The sequence below is a fragment of the Copranaerobaculum intestinale genome (genome assembly GCF_009831105.1).
GTDB classification, from domain to species: Bacteria; Bacillota_I; Bacilli_A; order Erysipelotrichales; family Erysipelotrichaceae; genus Copranaerobaculum; species Copranaerobaculum intestinale.
The window spans coordinates 866758-886245 of the sequence record NZ_WUUQ01000001.1; the positions used below are offsets into that span (position 1 = coordinate 866758).

Annotated in this window: 16 protein-coding genes and 1 riboswitch; of the genes, 14 read left to right on the forward strand and 2 right to left on the reverse strand. The window is 40.9% G+C overall.

What is annotated here, in order from left to right:
* The first annotated feature begins 157 nt into the window (after positions 1–157).
* From mgtE to GSF08_RS04280, 3 genes are all read left to right on the forward strand, one after another.
* The gene (gene mgtE / locus GSF08_RS04270; RefSeq protein ID WP_347337982.1) at positions 158–1222 is read left to right on the forward strand and encodes a magnesium transporter; all 1065 of its coding nucleotides are present in this window, start codon (positions 158–160) and stop codon (positions 1220–1222) included.
* A gap of 189 nt (positions 1223–1411) precedes the next feature.
* Positions 1412–1681, forward strand: coding sequence for a TIGR04076 family protein (locus GSF08_RS04275; RefSeq protein ID WP_160624570.1), 270 nt, complete (start codon positions 1412–1414; stop codon positions 1679–1681).
* Between the two features lie 141 nt (positions 1682–1822).
* Positions 1823–1921: riboswitch (purine riboswitch) on the forward strand.
* A gap of 66 nt (positions 1922–1987) precedes the next feature.
* Positions 1988–3301, forward strand: a complete 1314-nt coding sequence (locus GSF08_RS04280; RefSeq protein ID WP_160624571.1) for an NCS2 family permease — start codon at positions 1988–1990, stop codon at positions 3299–3301.
* A gap of 307 nt (positions 3302–3608) precedes the next feature.
* Here the strand turns inward: GSF08_RS04280 and GSF08_RS04285 are convergent, their stop codons facing one another.
* Complete coding sequence (locus GSF08_RS04285; RefSeq protein WP_160624572.1) at positions 3609–4937, reverse strand: replication-associated recombination protein A; 1329 nt, start codon at positions 4935–4937, stop codon at positions 3609–3611.
* A 250-nt stretch (positions 4938–5187) separates the two neighbouring features.
* Here GSF08_RS04285 and GSF08_RS04290 point away from each other — a divergent pair, with 250 nt between their 5' ends.
* The 8 genes from GSF08_RS04290 to ilvA all read left to right on the forward strand — a co-directional run bounded on the left by GSF08_RS04290 (position 5188) and on the right by ilvA (position 15142).
* Positions 5188–6093, forward strand: a complete 906-nt coding sequence (locus GSF08_RS04290; RefSeq protein ID WP_160624573.1) for a peptidase U32 family protein — start codon at positions 5188–5190, stop codon at positions 6091–6093.
* Complete coding sequence (locus GSF08_RS04295; protein ID WP_160624574.1) at positions 6090–7310, forward strand: peptidase U32 family protein; 1221 nt, start codon at positions 6090–6092, stop codon at positions 7308–7310. The genes GSF08_RS04290 and GSF08_RS04295 overlap by 4 nt, the downstream gene beginning before the upstream one ends.
* Positions 7297–8982: a proline--tRNA ligase gene (locus tag GSF08_RS04300; RefSeq protein ID WP_160624575.1), complete on the forward strand. Its 1686-nt coding sequence runs from the start codon at positions 7297–7299 to the stop codon at positions 8980–8982. Before GSF08_RS04295 ends, GSF08_RS04300 begins: the two co-directional genes overlap by 14 nt.
* A 65-nt stretch (positions 8983–9047) precedes the next feature.
* On the forward strand, positions 9048–9677 hold the full coding sequence (locus GSF08_RS04305) for an ABC transporter ATP-binding protein (protein WP_249805870.1): 630 nt from the start codon (positions 9048–9050) through the stop codon (positions 9675–9677).
* Entirely contained in the window at positions 9674–10468 is a 795-nt protein-coding gene (locus GSF08_RS04310) for an ABC transporter permease (protein WP_160624577.1), read from the forward strand. Before GSF08_RS04305 ends, GSF08_RS04310 begins: the two co-directional genes overlap by 4 nt.
* A 263-nt stretch (positions 10469–10731) precedes the next feature.
* On the forward strand, positions 10732–11844 hold the full coding sequence (locus tag GSF08_RS04315) for an acyltransferase (protein WP_160624578.1): 1113 nt from the start codon (positions 10732–10734) through the stop codon (positions 11842–11844).
* 210 nt (positions 11845–12054) lie between these two features.
* A complete protein-coding gene (locus GSF08_RS04320) occupies positions 12055–13749 on the forward strand; it encodes a phosphoenolpyruvate carboxykinase (ATP) (protein ID WP_160624579.1) in 1695 nt (564 codons plus the stop codon).
* Between the two features lie 166 nt (positions 13750–13915).
* Entirely contained in the window at positions 13916–15142 is a 1227-nt protein-coding gene (gene ilvA / locus GSF08_RS04325; protein WP_160624580.1) for a threonine ammonia-lyase, read from the forward strand.
* A 373-nt stretch (positions 15143–15515) separates the two neighbouring features.
* Here the strand turns inward: ilvA and GSF08_RS04330 are convergent, their stop codons facing one another.
* Complete coding sequence (locus GSF08_RS04330) at positions 15516–16103, reverse strand: TetR/AcrR family transcriptional regulator (RefSeq protein WP_160624581.1); 588 nt, start codon at positions 16101–16103, stop codon at positions 15516–15518.
* A 236-nt stretch (positions 16104–16339) separates the two neighbouring features.
* Here GSF08_RS04330 and GSF08_RS04335 point away from each other — a divergent pair, with 236 nt between their 5' ends.
* Genes GSF08_RS04335 through GSF08_RS04345 form a run of 3 tightly spaced genes read left to right on the forward strand, consistent with a single transcriptional unit; the run spans position 16340 to position 19345 of the window.
* Positions 16340–17254, forward strand: a complete 915-nt coding sequence (locus GSF08_RS04335) for an ABC transporter ATP-binding protein (protein WP_160624582.1) — start codon at positions 16340–16342, stop codon at positions 17252–17254.
* A complete protein-coding gene (locus GSF08_RS04340) occupies positions 17251–18165 on the forward strand; it encodes an ABC transporter ATP-binding protein (RefSeq protein ID WP_160624583.1) in 915 nt (304 codons plus the stop codon). The genes GSF08_RS04335 and GSF08_RS04340 overlap by 4 nt, the downstream gene beginning before the upstream one ends.
* Entirely contained in the window at positions 18152–19345 is a 1194-nt protein-coding gene (locus tag GSF08_RS04345) for an ABC transporter permease subunit (protein WP_160624584.1), read from the forward strand. Before GSF08_RS04340 ends, GSF08_RS04345 begins: the two co-directional genes overlap by 14 nt.
* The last annotated feature ends 143 nt before the right edge of the window (positions 19346–19488 follow it).

Here is a 19488-nt window from a genome sequence, read left to right on the forward strand (position 1 = left end):
ACAAACCGCATCTGTTTTTTTGATTTATTCAAATAGGAAACATACAAACTTATTAGGTGTTTGGCTGAGCAAGAAGTTTCGTTATTTTTTGAATGAAGTAACAATTGAAAGCTGAGCAAATAGGAAGCTTCTGTTTGGAAATGATTATAATGATGAAATCACCGATTTGATCGGCGAGCTGGATGAAGCAGAAAGTGCTGAAGTGCTGAGAAAGATGAACAAAGAGGATCAGGAGAATGTCCGCCGGTTAATGGAATATGATCCGGAAACCGCAGCGGGCATTATGTCCACAGAGTTCATTGCCATTCATTCTCATAATACGGTTATGGATACCCTGAAATTTCTTCAGAGCCATACCGATGATGATACAGACTACTATTTATATGTGACTGATCCGCAGGGATACCTAAAGGGAGTGATTTCACTTCGCCATATTGTAAGTTCGACATTTGATACACCGATCATGGATATTATCAATCCCGATGTGATCACAGTTCATCAGGACGATGATCAGGAGGCAGTTGCCCATCAATTTGAAAAGTATGGCTTTATCATGATGCCGGTTGTTGATGATGAAAACCGGATGATCGGAGTTATCAGTTTTGATGATATCATGGAAATCATTCAGGAAGAGAATACCGAAGATATTCATCATTTAGGAGGACTGAATAAAGAAGAACGCGTAGATAGTACCTTTAAAGAATCGGTGAATAGCCGTTTACCGTGGCTGATTGTGAATTTGGGCACGGCTATCCTGGCGGCATTTGTTGTCTCGCAGTTTGAATCTACCATTTCCAAGGTAGTTACCCTGGCGGCGATCATGCCGATCATCACAGGCATGGGCGGTAATGCCGGTACACAATCGATGACCTTGATAGTTCGCGGTATTTCACTTGAAGAGCTGACCGGCGAAAATGCTTGGTCGGTATTTCGCAAGGAAGTAAGTGTTGGAATGGTTGACGGCATAGTGGTCGGTATGATCATGGGACTGCTTGCGTTTGTTTTTGAAGGAAATGTTGTATTTGCGGCGATTGCCGGGATTGCAATGTTTTTGAATATGCTGATGGCGAATACTGCCGGCTTTGTCATTCCGGTGATCTTGAAGAAGCTGCATATCGATCCTGCGTTGGCATCTACCGTGTTTGTGACGACGGTTACTGATGTGTTGGGCTTTTTCTTCTTTCTGGGCTTGGCTACCGTGGTGCTTCCCTACATTGCATAAATGACGCTTACCGCATGATAAGAACCGCTTCTTTTTTGGTGAAAGATAGCTATGGATTATTTTATGCGTTCAATCTTAACTACGGTTACTATTTTTTTGATTCTCATATATGCAGCGCTGAAAGGTGGGTACTAGGATGAATGTCGATTTTATTCGTTGGCAGAACGTTTTGATAAGGAGTGAAGCAGTATGAAAGTACGATTGACGGTTACGAAGAGCAGATGCCGAAGCGGCTATCTGCGCGAGGGAGACGTATACATTGTCGATGATTTATGTCCGCCGTTGTGCCATGAATTTTGGAATATTATGTACCCTTCAATTTATGCGCTGCAAAATGGAGCGGAGCTTGACTATGGAACCTTGCGCTCACGGCAGTTTGATGCGGTGTGTCCCGACGAAGGCCGGGTGCGGATTCACGGTGAGGTGATCGAGGAAATAAAAATGCCGGATGAATTATGAATTGAAAAGCAATTTTGTATAAATAAAACAATTTCGAATCCAAAATTTTCAAAATAAACGGGAATTTATAGTATATAAGTAAGATTTTTATCGAAAACAGGTAATCTTATCTTGTCATAAAAGGAACACCTATTATATAATAATAAAGTCTTTTTGATTTGTCGTATATGCTTTCTGGAAGGTGAAAGCGTTTCTACCCGATGGCCTATCCATCGGACTACGAGGAACCAAAACCAAAGCCTTCTGCATCCTGCAGGGCTTTTTCTATTTTTACGACGGTCACTAGGAGATAGAAAGAGGGTACATATGTTAGAAAAGTTTTTTAAACTGAAAGAAAAAGGGACATCTGTCAAAACGGAAGTTATGGCGGGTCTTACTACTTTCCTTGCCATGGCGTATATTCTTGCCGTGAATCCAAACTTGCTGTCCGCTACAGGGATGAATTATCAATCCGTATTCCTGGCTACGGCAATTTCTGCCGGTATTGCGACATTGGTTATGGGATTGGTGGCAAACTATCCGGTTGCTTTGGCTCCGGGCATGGGCGTAAATGCGTTATTTGCATTCACGATCTGCGGCTCAATGGGCTTCAGCTGGCAAGCGGCTTTAGCCGGTGTCTTTGTTTCCGGTATTCTGTTTTTGGTTATTTCTGTTACAGGTATTCGTAAAGCGATTATTGATGCGATTCCGGCTCAGCTGAAATTGGCGATCGGTGCCGGCATCGGATTCTTCATCGCCTTGATCGGCTTGAAAAATGCCGGTATTGTAGTTGGAAATCCCGATACCTTAGTTGCTTTAGGGAAACTATCCGATCCTGCGGTGCTGCTTGCGATTTTTGGAATCTTGGTAACGCTGGCACTGCTGGCACGCAAAATCCCGGCAGCAGTGTTCTATGGCTTGGTTATTACCGCAGTAGTTGGTGTTATTCTTGGTGTTTGCGGTGTAGAGGGGATGCCTCAGCTGCCAAAAGCAGTTGTACAATTTAAATTTGATATGCCGACCTTTGGGGCGTTTGCAAGCGGCTTTGAAGAACTGTTCACGCATCCGCAAAGCATCGTGGCGATTTTCTCTTTACTATTCGTAGATTTCTTTGATACAGCCGGAACGTTGGTTGCGGTTGCGAACCGTGCTAATCTGGTAAAAGAGGACGGAGAGCTGGAAAATGTAGAAAGAGCAATGCTTTCTGACGCAGTCGGTACAGTTGCCGGTGCGGTCTTAGGCACTTCTACGGTAACATCCTTTGTTGAATCTACATCCGGTGTTGAGGTTGGCGGACGTACCGGTCTGACTGCCTGCACAACCGGTATTCTGTTCTTCTTATCTATTATATTCTTCCCGTTGCTGGCAACGGTAACAAATGCTGTAACCGCACCGGCACTGATTATCGTCGGTATTCTGATGGCACAGCAGCTCGGTCATATAGACTGGACAGATTTTGTCTTCGCTGCTTCCGGCTTTGTGACGATCATCATGATGATTCTGACTTACTCTATTTCTACCGGTATCGCACTGGGATTCATCACCTATGCAATTACCATGCTTGCGACTGGTAAAGTAAAGGAAATCAAACCAATCATCTGGGCTCTGTTAGTTATCTTCGTAATTTATTTTACTATTTAATAAAAAATTGGACGGAATTTATCGTCCTTTTTTTGAGGTGATTACATTCTTTACCGCGTGTTTACGAAGCTGAGAAACGATTGATTTTTATGATTTTCTTAATTAATAGATGGCTATTCGTGATATGAAGGCAGGCTTGCATGAAATAGCCGCTTTGAATATTATGATATTGGATCATATGAAAATGGAAGTCATCGAGCGACTTGTGATTATTCAATTCAATAAAATCATATAAACTGGCAGCGCTGGTACCGGCTGGCTGTACTTTTGTGAAATCAAATCAGTTTAACAATAAACAGGCAAAAGCCTATTTATTGTTAGGTTGATGAGCGTCCCGCCATGCTTTGATCTGTTTGAGCCGTTCCTGTACGCGGGACTCTGAGCCTTGATTTGTCGGGTGATAATAAGAACGATTAACCAAAGAATCAGGCATGCATTGCATATCGGTAATTTTGTCTTCATAATCATGCGCGTACTGATAATTTTCACCGTAATGAAGCTCCTTCATCAGGGATGTCGGAGCGTTTCGTATTTGCAGCGGAACCGGTTCAGCGAGCATTTCCTGCGCATCGGCTTTCGCGGCATTATATGCCATATACAAGGCATTTGATTTCGGTGCCAATGACAGATAGGTAACGGCATGCGTTAAGTGCACGTTGCATTCGGGCATACCAAGAAAGTGAGCGGCCTGGTAAGCCGCAATACAAATTTGCAGCGCCCGGCTGTCTGCCATGCCGACGTCCTCACTCGCAAAACGAACAAGCCGCCGAGCCACATACAGCGGATCCTCTCCTGCTTCCAGCATTCTGGCAAGCCAATAAATCGCCGCATCGACATCGCTGTTACGCATAGACTTATGTAAAGCGGAGATTAAATTATAATGTTCTTCTCCCTGCTTATCATACAGAAGGGATTTTTTTGAGATGCACTGTTCCAGCACCTCCTTATTGATAAAGGTGACACCATCTTTTTCCTGACCGTTCAGAATGACCATTTCCAAGGTATTGAGTGCGGTTCGGGCATCTCCGTTGGCAAAGCGGGCAATCATGGAAAGCATTCCCGGCTCGATATGGATGTTTTGACTGCCGAAGCCGCGGGGATGATGAAGCGCTTGTTCCAGTAATTCCACAAGGTCATTTTCTTCTAGTGCCTGCAGTACAAAGACTTTGCATCGTGATAGTAATGCCGAGTTCACTTCAAAGGATGGATTCTCGGTGGTTGCCCCAATCAGGATGATGCTGCCTTTTTCCACAAACGGCAGAAAGGCATCCTGCTGCGCCTTATTGAAACGATGAATTTCATCGACAAACAAGATGGTTTTTTCACCGAGAAGCCGGGTCTGCTCAGCTCGCTGCATCACTTCTTTGATTTCTTTAATACCACTGGTAACCGCACTGAAATTGATAAAATTCGCTTTGGTCTTGCGGGCGATGATCTGCGCCAAGGTAGTTTTTCCAACGCCCGGAGGTCCCCAGAAAATCATCGAGGATATCTGATCGTGCATAATCAGATTGTAGAGAACCTTTCCTTCTTTCATTAAGTGCTTCTGTCCGCAAAATTCACTGAGCCGCCGTGGCCGTATGCGATTTGCGAGCGGCTCCTGCACCTCTTGTTCAAACAATGTATGCTGTTCCATTATCTCACCTGCTTTATGATTTCTATTATATCACAGGGAGCAGAAATAGCCGGATGGTATCCTTGAATTTTAACGGAATTCATTTATTATATAAAATATAAAAAGAAAAAAAGAGAGATAGGTAATAAACTGAAGTTTTTATAGGAGGATCCCCTTGGCTTTTCTGAAAAGGCTCAAAAGGTTTTACTGTTAAAAGCAGCGATTTTATACTATAATAGGAAAAGACTAAAAGACAGTAAGAGGTGAGTACATGAGTTATTTGATTACAACGCCTTATATCATAAAGGATCTCAAGCCGTTAAAAGAAGCCGGCGCCGACGGTGTAGTCATCGGTACCCCTTTTTTTTCCGCTCGCGCGGCTGCGATATTTTCCTTCGATGAGCTGAAGCTTTTACGCAAGGAAACGAAGCAATTAAACTTGTTAATGTTTGTGTTGGTGAACCGCATGTTTACGGAGGAGGAACTGGATCGTCTGACTGACTATTTGAAGTACTTAAAGGAACTGCAGGTAGACGGTATTTATTTTTGTGATGAGGGTGTTTTACAGATTGCAGAATCGCTGCATATGGCTGATCGATTGATCTATCAGCCGGACACGCTGCTGACAAATTCCTGTGATGTCAAGTATTATCTCGATGAAGGGTTGAAGATGGTTACGTTGGCAAAGGAAATTACGCTGGCGGAAATGTGTGCGATCGCTAAGCATGCCGATGGCTCGCGTATCGAAGTGATCATTCACGGTCGGGAAAATATGATGCATTCCAAGCGGCGGCTGTTAAGCAGCTATATGGAGCACATCCATGCTGCGGATACGGTATTTGGAAAGCGTACGCTGTATTTACGCGAGGAGACCCGTGATGATCATTTTCCTATCTTGGAGGATGAACTGGGAACGCATGTATTCACCGGCTTTACCCTAGCGGCATTTGCGGAAATCAAGACGCTGGCAGATGCCGGCATTGCCTATTTTCGAATTGACGGAATCTTTCATGATCTTGCGTATGTATGTGAGGCTTTGCGTCTTTATCGAGCTGTGCTGAGCAATCAGGCAGACGGTGCCGAGGTGTTTGCCGATTATAAAAAGCGTTATGCAGACGATCATGTAACGACCGGATTTTTATACCAGCGCACCGGTCTGCATAAGGAGCGTTTATGAAAAAGATTGAATTATTAAGTCCGGCCGGTGATTTAGAGCGGCTGAAAATTGCGGTACGCTATGGTGCCGATGCAGTATATATCGGCGGGAAAAAATTTTCCCTGCGTTCTCGGGCGAGCAATTTCGACATTGAGGATATTGCAGAAGGCGTAAAGTTTGCGAAACAATACGGCGCACATATTCATGTGACGGTAAATATGCTTCCGCACGAGGATGATCTGGAAGGGCTTGAGGCTTATTTGAAGGATTTGGAGCGAGTCGGTGTTACCGCTGTTATTGCGGCTTCTCCGTATATTGCGAAATGTGCGAAGCGCTTGGCTCCCAAACTGGAGGTGCATGTCAGTACGCAGCATTCGTCCACCAATTCTAAAGCAGTTGCCTATTGGCAGAAACAGGGAATGGATCGGGTCGTGCTGGCACGTGAGCTGACGCTGGCACAAATTCAGGAAACTGCGTCAAAATCAAGTCTGCCCTTAGAGGTGTTTATTCATGGCGGCATGTGCATTTCTTATTCGGGCCGCTGCACCTTGTCTAATAATATGACGAATCGTGATGCCAATCGGGGCGGCTGTGCCCAGAGCTGCCGCTGGCAGTATGAGCTGTATGATGCCGGCAAAGCGCTTCACGATCCGGCAGACTTGTTTTCGATGTCCAGCAAGGATTTAATGGCGGCGCCTTATATACCGGATTTAATCGATGCCGGAATTGCATCGCTGAAAATTGAGGGACGGATGAAATCGGTCTACTACATCGCAACTCTAGTTAAGACCTATCGGATGTTTATTGATGAGTATTATGATAAGGGTGCGATCAGCGCAGAACGCATGAATTGGTATCGAAGTGAATTTGCCAAGGCGGAAAATCGACCCACCAGCTGCGGCTTCTATGAAGGCATGCCGAAGGTGAGCGGTCATCTGTATGATCATAATCGTGCGGTTGTCGGTCAGGAATTTATCGGCTATGTCTGGGACTACGATCCAAAGCGCGGTCTGGCAAAAGTAGAAGTGCGCAATCATTTCCGCAGGGGTGAAAATATTGAGGTCTTTGGACCATCCCTGACCAATGAGCCGGCTGAAATTACGAATTTGTACGACGAGGAGGGCAATCTTGTTGAGGTTGCGAATAAGCCGACCCAGATACTATACATGGAGCTGCCGTTTGCGGTCAGCCGCCATGATATGATACGAAAGAGGAGAAACGATCATGAAATTAAGTAACAGCTATTTTTATACATTGCGGGAGAATGTCAAGGATGAGGATTCCACCAGCGGTAATCTGCTGGCCAGAGCCGGTATGATCAAAAAAAGCAGCGCCGGTGTATATATGATCATGCCGTTAGGTATGAAGGTGCTGCATAAGATTGAAACAATCATCCGTGAGGAAATGGATAATACCGGCGCCCAGGAACTGCTGATGCCTTCTTTGATATTGGAAGAGGTCTATGAGAACTCCGGCCGCCGTGAAGCGTTTGGTTCCAACATGTTTGCGCTGAAGGATCGCTTTCAGAAAAATTATGTATTAGGTCCGACCCACGAGGAATTGTTTACGATGGCCGCAATGATGAAAGGACGTTCCTATAAGGATTTCCCATATACCCTTTATCAGATTCAGACAAAATATCGCGATGAAACCAGACCTCGCTTTGGGTTAATCCGCGTGCGTGAGTTTATCATGAAGGATTCATATTCCTTTGATACTGATCTGGATGGATTGCATGTATCCTATATGAAAATGTTCAATGCCTATAAAAAAATCTTTGATCGGATGGATCTGAATTATAAGATCGTTAAAGCTGATACCGGAGCGATGGGCGGCCTGTTATCCGAAGAATTTCAGGCGCTGTGCGAAATTGGTGAAGATGTGGTGGTGAATTGTGAACACTGTGACTTCTCCAGTAATCTGGAAATTACCGAAGTAATCGATCAAAGCGTACCTAGTACAGAGCCTTATCAAGATATCGAGTTAGTGGCAACGCCGAATGCCAAAACAATTGAAGAGGTAGCCGCTTTCTTTGGATGTCAGGCCGATCAGTTTGTAAAGACACTGATCTATCGAGTAGACGGAAAGCTTTATGCGTTTTTATTGAAGGGAAATCGAGAACTGAATGAAACCAAGGCACTCAAGCTTTTGAAGGCGAATGAAATAGAGCTGGCAAACTTTGAGGATGTCGAAACAGTTACCAAGGCAAAGGTTGGCTTTGCTGGTCCGATCGGACTTTCTATTCCAGTGATCATGGATCAGGAGATTGTCAATATGCGTAACTTTATCACCGGTGCAAACCAGAGTGATCACCATCTGAAAAATGTGAATATCAAGGATTTTGAAGTATATAAAACCGCAGATATTGCTAGTGTCAAGGAAGGTGATATCTGTCCGGTCTGCGGGAAGCCGTTAGTTTTCACCAAAGGTATCGAGGTTGGTAATACCTTTAAACTAGGCACCAAGTATGCCAAGAGTCTGGGATTGGAATATCTGGATGCGGACAATAAGCTGCAGCCGGTTGTCATGGGCTCCTATGGCATCGGCTGTGAGCGCTGTATGGCGGCGATTGTGGAGCAGCACAACGATGAGCATGGCATTATCTGGCCGAAATCGGTAGCGCCATTTGATTTGGGAATTGTGGTTGCGAATATCAAGGATGAGACCCAGGTGAAGCTTGCGGAGAAGCTGTATAACCAGTTGAAACAGCAGGGCTACGATGTACTGCTGGATGACCGCAAGGAACGCCCGGGAGTAAAATTTAAGGATATGGAGCTGATTGGACTGCCAATTCGGATTACCGTCGGTAAACGCTCTGGTGAAGGTATCATCGAGGTGCGTGAACGTACTGCAGATGAAAATCAGGAAATGTCGGTTGAAGAACTGTATGCGTATTTAAAGCAAGCATAAGATATAGCAGGAGCGATTCCTGCTTTTTATATGTGCTATAATACAAGCAAGAAATGAGGGGTAGTATGTTTCAGCTGGAGAATGTAAAGTTCAAGCATATTTTAGATATACCGAAGCTTACGATCAATGAAGGGATAACCTGTCTGATCGGTGCGTCGGGAGCGGGAAAAACCACATTGTTGAAATTGTTGAATAAATTATATAGTCCTGATAGCGGTAAGATTTATTATCAGGGGAAAAACATGGAAACAATTGATAGTGTTACACATCGCCGCGAGGTGATTATGCTGGGACAAAATCCGATTATTTATGAAGGATCTGTGGAGGATAATTTACAGATGGGTTTGCGTTTTTCACATCGTACAGATGCGAGTCAACAAGAATTAAAAAAGGTCTTAAAGCAAGTGCAATTGGACAAGCCGATGAATGCTTCCTGTGCTGGTTTGTCCGGTGGGGAGAAACAGCGGTTATGTTTGGCACGCATTATGTTAATGGATGGCGAAGTTTATTTATTGGATGAACCAAGCAGTGCATTGGATCAGGAAAGTGAAGCTTTCCTAATTCAATGTTTGAGTAATTTTGTGTTAAAACGTAATAAAAGCATGATCATGGTGACCCATTCCATGCATGCGGTAGATTTGTTAGATGCACATAAGATACGCATTGCTAAAGGAAACAGCGAGGTAATCGTATGAAGGATCATGTAATGGATCTTAGCATCTTACAGTTGGCGATTGCTTATATTTTCGTGTTATTGCTGCTGATTGTATTTCGTAAGCGCGGAATACGTCGAGAAAAACAAATTTTGATCGCAGCGACCCGCATGACGGTGCAGTTAACCTTTATGGGATATATCTTGATGTATGTATTCCACAATCCCAGCTGGTGGCTCACCTCATTGATGATTCTAGTCATGGTTTCTTTTGCCGTATTCAATTCCTGGAAACGAGTAAAAGAACCATTAGGTAGAGAATTGAAGCAAATCATGGCCATTGCTTTAATCGCTGGATCTTTGATTATTGCCGTCTTATTTATTTTGTTGATTTTACAGGTGAAGCCATGGTTTGATCCACAATATTTCATTCCTATCAGCGGTATGATCATCGGTAATGCGATGACTGGAATATCACTTGGGGCGAACAAGCTTTGTTGGGAGATGAAAACCCAACGGGAGCGTATTGAAAATTCTCTTATGCTGGGGGCAGAACCACATGATGCAGTGCATCAGATCGTCAATGATGCGTTTGACAGTGCAATCTTACCAACAATGAATAATATGTTGACGATGGGTATCGTATCATTGCCTGGCATGATGACTGGACAAATTCTATCGGGTACCGTACCGCTTACGGCAATTCGTTACCAGATTGGGATCATGTTGGCAATCTTAGGAAGTACGACTTTAACCGTTGTGATCTTTGTAATCTTAGGTTATCGAACCTTCTTCACGAAATCAAAGCAATTGAAATCACAATCACAAGAATGATAAAACAATTTTAGTCGTACAAACTGTTTCGTAATCGTATATTAATTTAAGCAGATAAAGATTTTTGATACGAATACTATGTGTATTCTATATAATTTAACTTAAATTGACATTGCATATATAAAAGTGGATAATAAGTATAAAATTAAAACGATTTTAAATTCAGAAAAAAATAAAAAAAACAACGTCTTTTATATAACATATAAAGATATTAATAGAATGTTTATTATCGTCTAACTATTATAAAAAAAGAGAGAAGAAATATGAAAGTAAGAGAAAGAAATATTGAGTTATTAAGAATTTTTGCAATGATAATGATAATTTCATTGCATTTTTTAGGTCATGGCGGAGTTTTAGTCAATGTTTCACCATATTCTATCCAATATTATGTATGTTGGATTCTTGAAGGTTTATGTTTTATATCAGTAAACTGCTATGTTTTAATTAGCGGTTACTTTTTAATTGATTCCAAATTTAAAATTAAGAAGTTATTAATTTTATTAGGACAAGTATTTTTCTTTTCGATTAGTTTGTATCTAATAACAAGTCTTCTATCAGGAACCCCCTTTTCAAAGGTTACTTTACTGAAAGCTGTATTTCCTACAAATTCTAATGTGTATTGGTTTGTGACGATGTACGTTGGGATGTATATTTTATCTCCATTTATAAATACTTTATTGAAGAATCTCACACAGAAGCAGCATTTTTTATTAATATGTGTGTCTGTGACGCTTTTTTCTATATTGCCAACGCTGTTTTTCTATTCGACAGGCTTAAATTTTGGTGGCGGAAATGGAGTTGTTTGGTTCATCGTATTATACATTGTAGCTGCATATATTAAAAAATATAAGCGGGTGATAAAGAATGTCCATAAAGTTGTATTGTTATATGGAATTTGTGCTGTCATGGTTCCTATTAGTTTTTTTGGATTGGATTTTATAGCTAATAAACTCAATTCAGAATTCTTGTTGCAGCATGTACAAGTCATGTACTCTTATAATTCCATTTTTGTATTTTTTGCTTCTGTATTTGCTTTTCTGTTATTTTTGAATATAAAAATCAAATCTAAATTCTGCAATAAAATTATTGATATATTTTCAGCAACGACATTCGGCGTCTATTTGATTCATGATAATCCATTTGTCAGATCATTATTATGGGGACATTTAAAAGTTTATACATATTTGGGAATATCAACTCCGATATTTTTGATTAGGATGCTCTTTATAATTTTTGCTATTTTTGTAGTTTGTAGTTTTATAAGCGGGCTAGTAAATAAATTTTTGTCTTATATAAACACTATGGAATTTTTAGATCGATTATCCCTTTTTCTTGAAAAAAAAGCGGATGCCTTTCTAACTTCTTTCATCAAATGAAATTCAAAATGTTTCTTATACAAAAGATAATTGTTAGGATAATAGAAGGCAATTTTTTTGATGTCTAAATTATATAAACAAGAACATATTTTTAAGTTTCTATATCTTGTTTTAGTGAAAATAAGGTATAATAAGTAACGGATATGTTATCGAAACTGGGAGGACCATTCTTCGATGTGCACATATACTGATGAAGAGAGGGTGCATAATATGAAAGAAACGCTGTACTTAAATAAAAATTTAGCTATTATTAATTTTTCACGGGCTTATTCCCGTACGTATGATGAATTTTTAAATTCTCCTACGTTCCATAACTTTGTCCGTGTCTATATCGATTACCTGAAAGAATTTGATGAAGACCTTTATCGATTTGCTTTAAACGGAAAGACGCCGCGAGAGGCGAATTTTGAAATATGTAAAACGCTTCGTCAGCTGATGGTTCTGAATCTGGATGAGATTGATAATGTCTATCTGCACGATAAAATGAAGCTCTATTCCTTTGTTGAAGAATTATATAATTTCTGGAAGCAGCACCAGCGCTTTTCGATTATGAATTTGGGAAAAGGCAATGCATTTCAAGAATCTTCGTATATTGAAGCGGACAGCGGCTTCAATAATATGATTCGCAGTATCTACCGTAAATTGGAAGAAAAGATTCAGGGGAAGGGAAACAGCGTATACCGTCAGCTGCAGGCCGGAACCAATTCCTCGATTGCTTTAACTGTTCGTACACCGAAATTGAGTGAAAAATATGACGCATTGCGTAAGATACCGTTTATTGAATCGGTAATGTTAAGAACACCGTTGATTTTGCACCCGAAGTCTAATAAGCGAACCGGCTCTTTTGTCGAGCGCGAGGATAATCCGATCCATACTTTTACCGGGGATAAGGATACATGGTTTTGTTATCCGGCTAAGATCGGAACCCTGCTGGCGTTTATTTATCTGCATCGTGACTTTTTATCAAGCGGTATTTCCTTGGCTAATTTGTTTGAGCTGGCTTCGGCTGAGGACTGCAGCCGCAAGCCGGATTTGGTTTTGTTGTTCGGTAATGAGGATGGACGCAATGAATGCACGTTTCATCATGATCTTGAAGAGAATATTTGGGTGGGCTGTGTGTCCTATCACGAGCGGATTGAATATTTCGGTTATATGAAAAAAATGTCACTGACCCTGCATAACCTTGCGATGATGGAAAAGGGCTGGCTGCCGATCCATGGTGCGTTTGTCAACATTACACTGAAGAACGGCCGTAAAAAGGGAATCATGCTGATGGGTGATTCCGGAGCCGGAAAGTCTGAATCCATTGAAGCACTGCGGGCGCTCGGTAACGATAAAATCCGCAAAATGGAAGTTGTCTTCGATGATATGGGAACTATCCATCTCGAAGATGGTGTACCATATGGCCAGGGAACAGAGATCGGAGCATTTATCCGTCTGGATGATCTGGATCCGGGAACTCCATATCGTGACATGGATCGTTCGATCTTCATGAATCCGGATTCCTCCAATGCCCGCGTCATTACCCCGGCAGCGCCATATGATGTAGTTGCGACCAATCATAAAATTGATTTATTCTGTTATGCGAATAATTATGATGATAAACTCGGAATCCGAGAAATTGAGGATATTGAAGAAGCAAAAGCAATTTATATTGAAGGTAAACGCATGGCGCTCGGAACCACACAGGAAGTCGGTATTTCGACTACGTACTTTGCAAATCCGTTCGGTCCGATGCAGAAACAAAAGGAGTGCGGTAAGATCATCGACGAGGTGTTTGCGAAGCTCAAGCAAAACAATGTCCTGGTTGGAGAAATTTTCACCCACTTGGGATTTAATAAAGAAGACCGTGAAGGTCTGCATGTCGCTGCCCAGGATCTGCTTGATTTCATTGAAAAGGACTGAAGGGTTAAGCGATAGCTTATTTTTATAAACTTTGAGGATTGATTTCTGAGTTGAAGTCAATCCTTTTTGTATCCTATATTGTTTATAAATATAGACAAAATAGGTAATTTGTTCTTTCTTTGTATATCTATATGCAGTAGAATAAAGATATAGAGGAGGTTGCAGTATGGATATCAGGATGATTCAAAAGGCACAGGAGGTATTAACTGATGTAATTTCCCGCACACCGCTGGTAAAAGCGGATAAAATTCATGAAAATTTATGGATCAAAGCGGAAAATCTTCAAAGTACCGGGGCGTTTAAATTGCGCGGTGCCTATTACCGGATCAGTAAATTGAACAAGGATGAAAAAGCACGTGGGGTAATTGCGGCGAGCGCCGGCAATCACGCACAGGGGGTTGCCTATTCCTGCCGGGAAATGGGAATTCAGGGTACTATTGTTATGCCCAAGACGGCTCCCTTATCAAAAATTGAAGCGACCCGCAGCTATGGAGTAAAGGTTGAACTGCAGGGTGATACCTTTAATGATGCTTATGAATATGCTAAAAATTTACAGACGATAACCGGTGCGGTTTTCATCGAACCGTTTGATGATGATTATATTATTGCCGGTCAAGGAACGATCGGGCTGGAAATTCTGCGTAAATTGGAAGATGTGGATATGGTATTAGTACCGATTGGCGGCGGTGGATTGATCAGCGGAATCGCCTATGCCATAAAATCCATACGGCCGCAGTGTCAAGTGATCGGCGTAGAGGCACAGTCCGCTGCCAGCATGAAAGCCTCTTTGGAAGCCGGCCATCCGGTTGCCTTGAACAGTGTATCAACGATCGCCGATGGAATTGCGGTAAAAGCTCCGGGTGAGAAGACCTTTGCGATTTGTAAAGAATATCTGGATGGTATCGTAACGGTAAGTGATGAAGAAATTGCCGCGGCGATCCTGGCGCTGACCGAGAAGATGAAAATGGTGGCAGAAGGAGCCGGAGCGGCAGCGGTAGCGGCAGCCATGTTTCATAAGGTCGAGGATGAGGGCAAAAAATGTGTTGCTGTTTTATCCGGCGGCAATATTGACGTCAGCTTCTTATCAAAAATCATCGAGCTGGGTCTCATGACAACTGGCCGCAAAGCGGTGATCAGTCTGGAGGTCATGGATAAGCCGGGCAACCTGGAAAAAGTAATTCATGTTGTGAGCTCGACCGGAGCCAACATTGTCAGCGTGAATCATAATCGTATTTATCAGCAAACCTTATACAGTAAATGTCGGGTCGGTCTGGTCATTGAAACATTCCACAAGAAACATATCAAAGAAGTGCTGGATACGCTTATAAGCGAAGGGTATGAACCGCATTTTATTGAAACCTCAGAGGATTTCTGGAGTGAAGCAGCAGGATAATATTCTGCTGCTTTTTGATATGAAATGAAAGAATGGCAGTAATATTAGATAAAACGGTCTTGTTTTATGAGTGTTTGGTTAAGAATAAAATTAAATCAATCCGTTTAACATGATTTACATTTTTAAGTGTTGTAAATAATACACTTTTACTCCATAACAAAAATTCCAATCAAAATCTAAAACACTGGATACAAGAACTTAATTTGCTTACACATGCTTTTTAAATGCTCACAAATCAATGAATGAATAGTAGATTTTGTTTTTTGAAAAGCAGTACGAAAGATGATTAAGTTACTCTAATTAAGTTTATCTGATGGAGATTCAGCAACTGGTGCGATATAAAAACAGATGTGGCTATTCTTCATCCTTGCGTTTACACTTGCTGTTTCTTGAGGTATCCTATCAAACCGTTCGCAACCAAACCCTGAGCCATTTTGAAAAAATCACTGTCGGTTAGATCATTTCCATTTTCATACCATTTTGCCATCAGCGCAAACATTGATGAGTAACTGAATTCCATTAAATAATCCAAATGCTCAATATCATCACTCAGATTCCAAAACTGGATAATGGTTGAACGAAAGTTTTCTTTGAATTCATTTGTAAAATTCGGATCTCCGTTTTTTCCAAGCAATGTAAATATTTTATCCTCATGCTTCTTAAAGATTGGCATACTAATAGAATATAAAAAGTTTATGTCAATAGAATCATTTTTAATAGACTGCCTGCACAATACCTCAGATATTTCAGAATGCACTTCATCAATAAGATCCTTTTCAATTTGTTCAAGGACGGCATATACATCCTTAAAATAATGATAAAAAGTACCTCTATTATTGTTTGTCATTCTGGTAATTTCAGCGATTGTTATCTTATCAATCGTTTTTTCTTTATAGATGATCCAAAATGCGTCCATAAATTTTTTTCTTGTTGCTGCTGTTACTTCCGGTTGTTTATTCATGCTTTGAGCTCCTTTTTCATCTTCACAAAGAAATCTTATGACATCGGGCAACAACCGGGATAAGATTGTTGCTTGATGAAATATACAAAGTTATTTATAATCGCATCATACAACTTGTTGTTGCATGAATCAAGTAACGATATTGATAAAATTGTTGCTTGATGAGGAAAACTATTTTCTTCATAATCAATTCATGCAGTATCTTCTTGTATAAATAACGAAAAGGAGTGATGCAGATGTCCGTTATTGAAATTCATGATTTGACGAAGGACTATGGTCATGGCAGAGGGGTCTTTCATGTATCGGCACAGGTAGAAAAAGGACAATGCTATGGATTTCTCGGCCCAAACGGTGCCGGAAAAAGTACGACCATTCGTCATCTGATGGGGTTTTCAAAACCGCAGATTGGAAGGACACTTATAGATGGAAAAGATTGTTGGACATATTCCGCTGAGCTTCAGCGAGAGGTTGGCTACCTTCCGGGAGAAATTGCTTTTCCCACGGGAATGACAGGCGCACAGTTTTTAGATATGCAAAAGAAAATGCGAGGTATCTCAGATGTCACGTATTTGGATCGTTTGCTGAAGCGGTTTGAACTTGATCCTGATATCGGGCTGAAACAGATGAGCTTGGGAACCAAACGTAAATTAGCAGTTGTTACTGCATTTATGCATGATCCGAAAATTCTTATATTAGATGAGCCGACTTCAGGACTTGATCCCATCATGCAGGAAATATTCATAGATTATATTCTTGAAGAAAAAAAACGGGGAAAAACGATATTTCTGTCTTCACATATCTTTCATGAAGTTGATGCCTTATGTGATCGGATAGCGATTATCCGTGACGGTAAAATAGTTTCTGAATTTGATCCTGAAGTACTGAAAAAGGAAAGTGATAAAATTTACCGAGTTACCTTTGAGGATGAAAATCAATGGAAAGCATTCACTTCACATAACTATACGTTCACTTCAATCAACAAGCCTAAATTACGTGCAAGAATACAGCTTAAAAATAGTGAGATCACATCATTTATTACAGATATCTCACAGTTTCATATCAAGGATTTTACAGAATTCCCCTTCTCATTAGAAGATTACTTTATGCAGTTTTATCACGAGGATAGAAAATTTGAGGGGGTAAAACAATGAATGACCGGATTATAAAAACAGAAGGTCTTACTAAGGATTATGGACAAGGCCGCGGAATTTTTAATATTGATATAGAAGTCCATAAAGGCGAGGTTTTCGGTTTTATCGGAACAAACGGATCTGGTAAAACAACAACCATCCGAAATATGATGGGATTTATTAAGCCAGATAGCGGAACCTCAGTGATAGATCGTTTAGATTCATGGAATTGCTCAGCCGATATTATGAGAAATGTCAGCTATGTTCCAGGAGAAATTGCCTTTCCTTCGTTGAGAACAGGAACTGAATTTCTGAAAACGCAAGCACAATATCTCGGAGTTACTGATTATCGATACATGAATCATGTGATTGAAGTATTACAGCTTGATCCAACTGCAAATTTAAAGCGGATGTCGAAAGGCATGAAACAAAAAACGGCTATTGTTGCGGCGCTGATGGGAGAAAAAGAAATTCTTGTATTAGATGAGCCGACGACCGGTCTTGATCCATTAATGCGAGAAGCGTTTTTGGATTTAATTCGGGAGGAAAAGCAAAAGGGACATACCGTGTTTATGTCCAGTCATATATTTGAAGAAATTGAAGCGGTGTGTGACCGGGTTGCTATGATCAAGGACGGTCATATTATTGATACGTTATCGCTTCATGATTTGCGTCATCCGGCGGTTAAGAATTTTATCATCGAATTTGATCGTGCAGCTGATAAGCAGCAATTTGCGGGAAACACGGAATTTATCATTGAAAAGGATGAAAGAAATAGTTGTGCTGTTCGGTGTAATATTGAACAGCTGGATACCTTGTTTCGGACCCTTAAAAATTATAAAATTGTAAATTTTCAGGAAATTCGCCGATCTCTGCAGGAACAGTTTATGATGGCATATAAGGAGGGACTTACAGAATATGGAGAAAAATAAAAAAACCGCTCGTTTCTTCTCAAAACCTTTGATGAGGCAGACGATAAAATCCAACTGGATATTGTGTGTTGCAATTATGATGATTATGGTACTGCTCGCTAATGTTATGAATTATGCCATGAGCATGATGGCTACGGAAAGATCTGATGTTGATGTTACAGAATATCAAGAAAGTTTTTATACTTATCTTGGTTCCCTTGCGACCTATGATACAATGACAAAACAGGAATTGTCCTATCAGGATTTCGCAACAGGAAAAAATGATGCCGCGTATGAAACAGCTTTTGCCATGATGAATGCAAAAACAAATATGAAGTTAAGTGTTAAAGGCTTTCAGGATTCTATAGATGGACTGTCACAGTCTGGGATTCGTATTGATAAGTATGTAAAACAATTTGAATATGCATACGCATTGAAGGAATCGGAAGGGGTGTTTGATAAAAAAGCATTAACACCCTCAGGAATGCTTACGATCACCTTAGATATGATGGGGGTATCATCAGAGATGGTTGAGAAAATGAGTGAAATGGATCCGGCTTCTATGATGAATCAAATGTATTACACCGCGATGGGTTTGCTGCCGATATTCATCCTTATTGTTATTTTGGCAAACTCGCTGATCGCAGATCAGGTAGATCGTGGTTCTATGGCATATGTTTTATCTACCCCAACTAAGCGTTCTGCGGTTGCGATAACGCAATTAGTATTTATAATCGTTGTTCCGTTTCTGATTCTTTCCGTCGTATGCGCAACACGAATCGGAACATCTTTCTTGTTTTATGACAAAGTCAACGTGGCTGGAATGCTGGCGTTGTTTGGAGGTATGTATATTCTGGTCGAAGCGGTGTGCGGATTATGCTACATGGGAAGCTGTCTGTTCTCACAAAGTAAAAAATCTATGGCTTTTGGAGGCGGACTGACAGTTTGGTTTTTCCTTGCATCCATGATCGGTTTGTTTGGTTCAGAGAACATGGTAAATACCGGCATGGGGGTTTCAGAGCTGAGTATATTTAACAAACTGACTTTGGTTGGTTTGTATGATGTGAATTCATTGTCTACCATAGGTACCGGAAGTATTGATTTTACGTTTGCTTGGAAGCTGCTTATTTTGGTGGGAATCGCAGCTGCTTGCTATACCGTAGGTGTGATTAAATTTTCAAAAAAGGATTTACCGTTATAAAGTTAATCAATGATCAGGACATTCATGAATACATGCAATGTCCTTTTTACTATATTGATTAAAATACGGCTTGCGAAACATTATAAAATATATTTTCGCGTATCAGAAAAGAAAATAAATTTATTTGGTTGATATGTTCATGG

Excerpts from the sequence above, each read along its gene's own strand:
- GSF08_RS04275 (WP_160624570.1), top strand. The coding sequence starts at position 1,412 with ATGAAAGTACGATTGACGGTTACGAAGAGCAGATGCCGAAGCGGCTAT.
- GSF08_RS04280 (WP_160624571.1), top strand. The coding sequence starts at position 1,988 with ATGTTAGAAAAGTTTTTTAAACTGAAAGAAAAAGGGACATCTGTCAAA.
- GSF08_RS04285 (WP_160624572.1), bottom strand. The coding sequence starts at position 4,937 with ATGGAACAGCATACATTGTTTGAACAAGAGGTGCAGGAGCCGCTCGCA.
- GSF08_RS04290 (WP_160624573.1), top strand. The coding sequence starts at position 5,188 with ATGAGTTATTTGATTACAACGCCTTATATCATAAAGGATCTCAAGCCG.
- GSF08_RS04295 (WP_160624574.1), top strand. The coding sequence starts at position 6,090 with ATGAAAAAGATTGAATTATTAAGTCCGGCCGGTGATTTAGAGCGGCTG.
- GSF08_RS04300 (WP_160624575.1), top strand. The coding sequence starts at position 7,297 with ATGAAATTAAGTAACAGCTATTTTTATACATTGCGGGAGAATGTCAAG.
- GSF08_RS04305 (WP_249805870.1), top strand. The coding sequence starts at position 9,048 with ATGTTTCAGCTGGAGAATGTAAAGTTCAAGCATATTTTAGATATACCG.
- GSF08_RS04310 (WP_160624577.1), top strand. The coding sequence starts at position 9,674 with ATGAAGGATCATGTAATGGATCTTAGCATCTTACAGTTGGCGATTGCT.
- GSF08_RS04315 (WP_160624578.1), top strand. The coding sequence starts at position 10,732 with ATGAAAGTAAGAGAAAGAAATATTGAGTTATTAAGAATTTTTGCAATG.
- GSF08_RS04320 (WP_160624579.1), top strand. The coding sequence starts at position 12,055 with ATGAAAGAAACGCTGTACTTAAATAAAAATTTAGCTATTATTAATTTT.
- ilvA (WP_160624580.1), top strand. The coding sequence starts at position 13,916 with ATGGATATCAGGATGATTCAAAAGGCACAGGAGGTATTAACTGATGTA.
- GSF08_RS04330 (WP_160624581.1), bottom strand. The coding sequence starts at position 16,103 with ATGAATAAACAACCGGAAGTAACAGCAGCAACAAGAAAAAAATTTATG.
- GSF08_RS04335 (WP_160624582.1), top strand. The coding sequence starts at position 16,340 with ATGTCCGTTATTGAAATTCATGATTTGACGAAGGACTATGGTCATGGC.
- GSF08_RS04340 (WP_160624583.1), top strand. The coding sequence starts at position 17,251 with ATGAATGACCGGATTATAAAAACAGAAGGTCTTACTAAGGATTATGGA.
- GSF08_RS04345 (WP_160624584.1), top strand. The coding sequence starts at position 18,152 with ATGGAGAAAAATAAAAAAACCGCTCGTTTCTTCTCAAAACCTTTGATG.